Below are 6,288 nucleotides of genomic sequence, written 5' to 3' on the forward strand. Positions count from 1 at the left end.
GCTCGGCCTGCGCGTACTGGCCTTGGGTGTAGTAGAGCACGGCCAGGTTGTTCAGGCTCGTGGCCACGTCGGGATGGTCCGGCCCCAGCGCCTTCTCTGTTATCGCCAGCGCGCGCTTGTAGAGCGGCTCGGCCTCTGCGTACTGGCCCTGGGTGTAGTAGAGCAAGGCCACGTTGTTCAGGTCTGTCGCAACAGCAGAGTGATTGGGACCAAGAGCTTTCTCATCAATTGCCAACGCGCGCTTGTAGAGCGGCTCGGCCTCTGCGTACTGGCCTTGGATTCTGTAGAGCTCGGCTAGGTTGTTCAGGCTCTGGGCCACATCGGGATGATTGGGGCCGACGTTTTTCTCGGCTACTTCGAGGGCCTTCTTGGCGACAACGACGGCACGGTCATATTTGCCCGTACGATAAAGCTCCATGACCTCCTGATTAAGGATGTCCCATTCAATGCCTGCGCCCTGCGCGAACACGGGCGGTGTGGCCAGCAACAAGAGCAAAAAAGCCGTTGTAATTGTCAGTATGTATTTCATTGGTTGTTGCGTCCTGTCTTACGGCTAACAAGTGAGTAAATAGTTTTTCTGCTAAATATTAATTTATGTAATATCAAATGAAATAACAATAAAAGTGTTGGTTAAATGTCTGATTTTGAGTTGACGCTGAAACCTGTGTTTTTACGGCAATAGATAAATAATATTTTAAAAAAACGCAACCAATGCGCTCCAGGCGCTCGATAGAAAAGTCTTAAAAAATCAGGTCGCCAAAGCCATTTACCAGGAAAACATCAAACGTCTCAAAAAAAATTTGCTGAGAATTATTTGTGCAATTATCAAAGAACAAAAACAATACAACTCAAACTATGTATCAATAAATCCAATGTTGCTAAAAAATACTTGATTTAGTCATAGAAATCTGGATGACAGCGCCAAAACTTATGCTATTACCTTCAAAAACTTTGTTTTTTAATCAAAGTTTGCACCCCTCGATATGCAATCATAAAAAAACTATGATAGCTACTCGGGATGCTCGTTTTTAGCTTTATTCTCTCCCAAAATAGCATCCTGAGCGGTTCGACTGCGCTCACCACACAGTAACCGACTTTAGTCGGTGTATCGAAGGGTGCTCATTAATTAAACAAACATCAATCTTTAATGATAGCTTTTGTAACTCAACTCCGGAAAAACTTAATTTGTTTGCAGCCTTGAGTTGCGCTATGAATTATCCAGGATAACAAATCGAATAAAAACTATTTTGGCTTAAATTCTTATCAGAAATTTAATCTTTTAAGAGAGGTCATTGTTTCTATTTCTCCATTTGTTGATTCTTAGTTTTCACATCTGCTTTTTAGTTTTTTTAGATTGTTTCTTCTTGATTTTTATTTTATTTTCGTGGCTATTCATCAACGCTTGCCAGTTGACTTCTTCTTTGGGAGGCTCGATCGTAAATGCATAATCCTTTTTGTGGATATTTATGACCTCGATTTCTTTATTTAACAATTTTTGAATATCTCCAAGTATTTCTTTCTCTTCCTTACTGCAAAAGGAGATGGCAATTCCTTTCTTGATCCCTCGCCCGGTTCTTCCCACTCTGTGCACATAATTTTCAGGCTTATCAGGCAAGTCGTAGTTGATGACATAGTTTACATCCGGTATATCGATTCCCCGAGCGCTTACATCTGTGGCAATGAGGATATTAAAGCCGCCGCCTTTAAATCGCTTCATGACTTCATTCCGATTGGACTGTTCTTTTTCACCATGAATTGTAAAGGAGTTTATCTGAACCCGCTCCATAGCTTTTGCCACTCGTTCAGCCCGTACTCTTGTTCTAACAAATACAATGATCTTACTAGCGGGATTACTCGATATGAATCTCTGCAAAAAAAACCGTTTGTCCTCCATTTCAACAAATACTACAAAGTGAGAGACATTTTTGGAGACAGGATCATCAGGGGATATCTGAATACGAATTGCAGAACTACTTACCTGTGAAAACGCAAGCTTTTTGAGCGCATGATTAATGGTTGCGGAGAAGAAAAGAGTTTGATGTTTTCTGGTGAGTTTTTTCTTTATAGATTTTATATCTTTTATAAACCCTAAATCCAGCATTTGGTCGGCTTCATCCAATATTAGTGTGTCGATATTAGAAAGTTTAATATATCCCTGGCTGATGAGGTCGAACATGCGACCTGGAGTTGCGATCAGAATATCGATGCCATCTTGCAGCTTCTTGATTTGGGGATCCTGTTCGACGCCGCCATAAAGGGAAAAGGTTTTAACTTTAGTGTGTTTCGCGAGGGTGAAAAATACCTCGCCAATCTGCAATGCTAATTCCCGAGTTGGAACCAGAACGATACACTTAATGCCAAAGGAGTGTTTACTGCTTTTATTGTTGTGGATTTTATTAACAATAGGAATTACAAATGCAGCTGTCTTGCCCGTTCCCGTTTGAGCTATAGCAAATACGTCTTCTCCTTTCATAATCGATGGGATCGATTTAAATTGTATATCCGTCGGACGCTTAAAACCAAGTTTTGACAGGTTCTTTTTTATTTCCATTGAAATATTGTAATTTTCAAACTTCATAGTCAATCAATATGTTATGATATATAGGTCAGTAACCTTTAACCAATTTTTGTTGTAATTTGGAAGGAATTTGAATTGTGATGGAGAATATGGAGTAATTTGAAAATTTATTGCGAAAAAAAGTCAATTAACCTGATCTATTCATGAACCTTATCACTGTCATCCAGGAGGGATCTATTTTGCAACTATTTTATACTTACAATTATGCTTTTTCAATTTTATGGAAATAGATTCTTCCAGAATGACAATTAGGATATTTTAAGCTTAAAACAATAATTCATGAATTATCCAAGTTAATAATTTTTGAATATTTTTCTATGATGGTTTTGGTAAATTTGCTTCTGACCAATTTTTAATTTTATAATCGCCAATTCTATATTCTAATCCCAATTTACTTGTTAAGAATGCAATAACAATATCTTGATTACTATTGTATTCATCGGGAGAAACAATTAATGCTGGTCTTCTTTTAATGGTTGTCAAATTTGTAAAAGGAAAAGGAACTATGATAATATCCCATTTCTTATAAGTTATTGTAGATTTCATCTTCCTCGTTATCCCATTCCATAAAGGAGGCTTCCGAAATTTTCATTATATCGTGTAATTGTTTATTCTCTGATAGTGTTTTAATTTTTTCTTTGTTTATGCTGATGTAGTTATCAATTAATTCGGAAACGATTCCTCCCATAGTTTTTCCTTCGATTGAAGCAATAATTTTTAATGCTTTTCTTTTTTTATCATCTATTCTAATGCTCATTACACTCATTTTAATCTCCTACTTGTAGGTTAAACTACATGTAATATAAAAATATCATATTCACATTTCAAATAGAAATATATTTTCCCCATCAACAAATAGATTCTGATTTTTAGGTTGAATCTCTCACTTCCCAGCAGCCATCTCTCCAAACTCCCTTATGCTAAAATCTCCTTCGGAATAGTTACTGCTTAAAACCTTTTCGATCGGTCCCATAAGAACCAATTGCATTCGTTCCGGATGCAGGAATTTTTTGGCTGCCGATAAAACATCCTTTTTAGTCACTTTGCGAATCCGGTCCACGTAGCTAGCGCTTTCGTGATGGTTGTTATAACGCAGCCACTCTTCTGCGAAGGTGAGGGCTGTGGTATGGCCGTTTTCAAAACCCATTTGAAATACCCCGTCAGCAAGGGCATTTTTCGCCACGAAAAGTTCTTCTTCGCTGACTGGTTCAGTCCGAATGCGTTTAATCTCCTGAAGTGTTAATTCAACCAACAGGTTAATTACTTCTGGGCGACCGTAAGTGCGAAAAGTATAATAACCAGGACCATACCAATTGATTTCCGGAAATCCGCTATCATCATTTGTCAAACCTCGTTTGTCCCGGGTCTCGCGAAATAAGCGGGTATCAAAATGGCCGCCACCGAGAATATAATTCATAACCTGCAAAGCAGCCTGGTCTTTGAGCGGTAGGAACGGCAATTCATGTCCCAATACTACCCAGGCTTGCAGCTTGTCAGATGGATACGTATAGACATGTCGAATTTTTGGCGCCCTAACATTTCTGGCATTCTTTTGTTTTGGAATGGATCGAGATTTCCAATTCCTAAAACTCTCCGTTAATTTTTCTCTGGCTACATTTGTGCTAAAATCACCGGATAAGGCTATGGCTGTATTGCCAGGTATAAAATATTTTTTGTGGAAATCTTTAATGCGGCTAAGCTTCAGCTTTTGGTAGTCTTCGCTGGTCGGCTTCAAGCCGTACGGATGATCGGCAAACAATATTGCCTTAAAGCGCTCGACCGCCGAAGTCAATGAACCTTCGTATAGAACCGGACCGCTCTCCTCTATAGCTGATGCCGATGGATCGGTTTTCGGTGCAGAAATGCGTTGTAGTGTTTCAATCACAAACTGGTTTATTTGCGGTTTCTGCAATAAACTACTCATGAGATCAAGAGCGTCCCAGGCGTCTTCGGAAGGAACATTGAGACTAATTTGGGTAATCTCCGGTCCCATCAAAACTTGAAAATTGGCTGCCATACTTCGTAATTTATCCTGGAAACTTTCCTTAGTTTCTCCAATGGGTCCCTCGTGGCGCATTGCATAAGTCAAAGCTTCCGCAGATCCTTGCCTCCTATCACTTGCTGTTCCAGCCCGTATCAACGCTGTAATGGTCACCAGGGGCACACGGCGGTCTTCAACCACAAAGGCAACCAGACCGTTCTCGAGCGCTAATCTATAATTGTTTGGATTGGGCCGACTAAAGTTACTTTTAGGTAGATTCATCTCCCTTGGATGGGTGTAGTCTTGTGCAAATCCAACAGTCGTTATAGCCGACAAGAAAAATGCGATTAGTTTCATTCGGTTCATTGGGTTACCTCGTCTGTTTTGATACTGTCAACTGGCCGTTTAACCATTCCCACTGATCGGTTTTTTTCAATCAAATATTTGTTGGCGATTTGATTGATCTGCTTCAGTGTTGTAGCTTCGCGCGCCTGGAGGTAGGGTGTTAAGGCACGCCAGCTGTCCATAATCTGAAAGTGGCCAATTTCAAAAGCCAATCGATCTGCATCTACGGCGGTCCTAAACCACTGGGTACGCAGCCTTTTCTTGGCAAGTTCGAGATGTTCCTGCGGCACTGCGAATTCCTTCATTTGCTCGAATGTCGACAGCATTACTCGTTCAGTGTGCGCCAGTGAATTTTCGTCCATTCCGCTGACTTCGATGTTTAGTGTTGCGGGCACTCCAAATCGGCTTGTATGGACTACCCGGGTGTTAACATTTACACTGCACTTAATCTGAGCCGTTTTGAGCTCTGAGGTTAATTCCATTTCGATGATTTCTCCCAGAACATCAAAAAAAGGACGATCAGGATGGCCTACTGCTGGAATTAAAAATCGCATTTCAACCCGAGGGGCTAGCTTTGTACTTCGCCATAACATTCTCTTTTCGGCTTGCGGCTGTGGTTCGATAGCCTTCACGCGGGTGGGTTCCGGCTGCCGTTTCATCCAGCCAAAGTAGTGATCAACCTGAGGAATCATTTCTTCAAGAGTGACACCACCGATAAAAATGAGGGTCGTATTATTGGGGATAAAGTAGCGTTTATACAAGTCATTATGGTAGTGGCGTGTGTATTGCTCAAAATCGGAAAGAAATCCTTCAGGCCAGAATACCGGGTGGACGGTTGAAACCAAGGCATTCATGGCCTCATAGTAAGGAGTTGTTGGACGATTCAAGTCACCATAACGCTGCTCAACGAGTATCATGCGTTCCTCATCGAACTCTCGGAAAACGGAGTTCAGCATCCGGTCCGCTTCAACCCGCAGAAAGAGCGCAGATCGTTCGCGGGGAAGGTTGATGTCGAACTTCATATATTCCTGTTCTGTTGATGCGGTTAATTTGGTACCGCCAAAACCCTGGTACCAACGCATCATAGCGCCGTTGTCCCGGTATTCCGCGCCTTGCCGGGTCAGCAGGGCCAGCTCCTGGCGTAAGCTATCGATGACGGGAGTGGATTCCTTGTGTTGGTAGTCATGAAAAACGCCACGCTGCCGGAGTGAATTTCGCTCACGGTTCAATTCCAGTATAAGCGCTTTCTCGGTGGCATAGATTTGATCGATAATGGGAGATTCGGCTTGCCAATTTCTGGTTCCAAGAGTCTCGGTTCCCTTGAACATCAGGTGTTCGAGAAAGTGGGCTGAACCCAGGTCACCAGGCGTTTCGACAAGAGCGC

General features: G+C 41.7%; 7 protein-coding genes. 1 reads left to right on the forward strand and 6 read right to left on the reverse strand.

Features of this window, described 5'->3' with window-relative positions; translation table 11 throughout:
* The 6 genes from IIC38_19520 to IIC38_19545 form a co-directional block, all read right to left on the reverse strand.
* The coding region (locus IIC38_19520; protein MCH8128112.1) for a tetratricopeptide repeat protein at positions 1-529 on the reverse strand (529 nt) is incomplete at its 3' end.
* Between the two features lie 798 nt (positions 530-1,327).
* Positions 1,328-2,578, reverse strand: coding sequence for a DEAD/DEAH box helicase (locus IIC38_19525; protein MCH8128113.1), 1,251 nt, complete (start codon positions 2,576-2,578; stop codon positions 1,328-1,330).
* Between the two features lie 315 nt (positions 2,579-2,893).
* Positions 2,894-3,124, reverse strand: coding sequence for a type II toxin-antitoxin system PemK/MazF family toxin (locus tag IIC38_19530; GenBank protein ID MCH8128114.1), 231 nt, complete (start codon positions 3,122-3,124; stop codon positions 2,894-2,896).
* Positions 3,102-3,344, reverse strand: coding sequence for a hypothetical protein (locus tag IIC38_19535; GenBank protein MCH8128115.1), 243 nt, complete (start codon positions 3,342-3,344; stop codon positions 3,102-3,104). The genes IIC38_19530 and IIC38_19535 overlap by 23 nt, the downstream gene beginning before the upstream one ends.
* 117 nt (positions 3,345-3,461) lie before the next feature.
* Positions 3,462-4,925, reverse strand: coding sequence for an insulinase family protein (locus IIC38_19540; protein ID MCH8128116.1), 1,464 nt, complete (start codon positions 4,923-4,925; stop codon positions 3,462-3,464).
* On the reverse strand, positions 4,922-5,821 hold the full coding sequence (locus IIC38_19545) for an insulinase family protein (GenBank protein ID MCH8128117.1): 900 nt from the start codon (positions 5,819-5,821) through the stop codon (positions 4,922-4,924). The genes IIC38_19540 and IIC38_19545 overlap by 4 nt, the downstream gene beginning before the upstream one ends.
* A gap of 91 nt (positions 5,822-5,912) precedes the next feature.
* Here IIC38_19545 and IIC38_19550 point away from each other — a divergent pair, with 91 nt between their 5' ends.
* Complete coding sequence (locus IIC38_19550) at positions 5,913-6,086, forward strand: hypothetical protein (protein MCH8128118.1); 174 nt, start codon at positions 5,913-5,915, stop codon at positions 6,084-6,086.
* The last annotated feature ends 202 nt before the right edge of the window (positions 6,087-6,288 follow it).

The sequence above is a fragment of the candidate division KSB1 bacterium genome (assembly GCA_022566355.1).
GTDB lineage: Bacteria > Zhuqueibacterota > JdFR-76 > JdFR-76 > DREG01 > JADFJB01.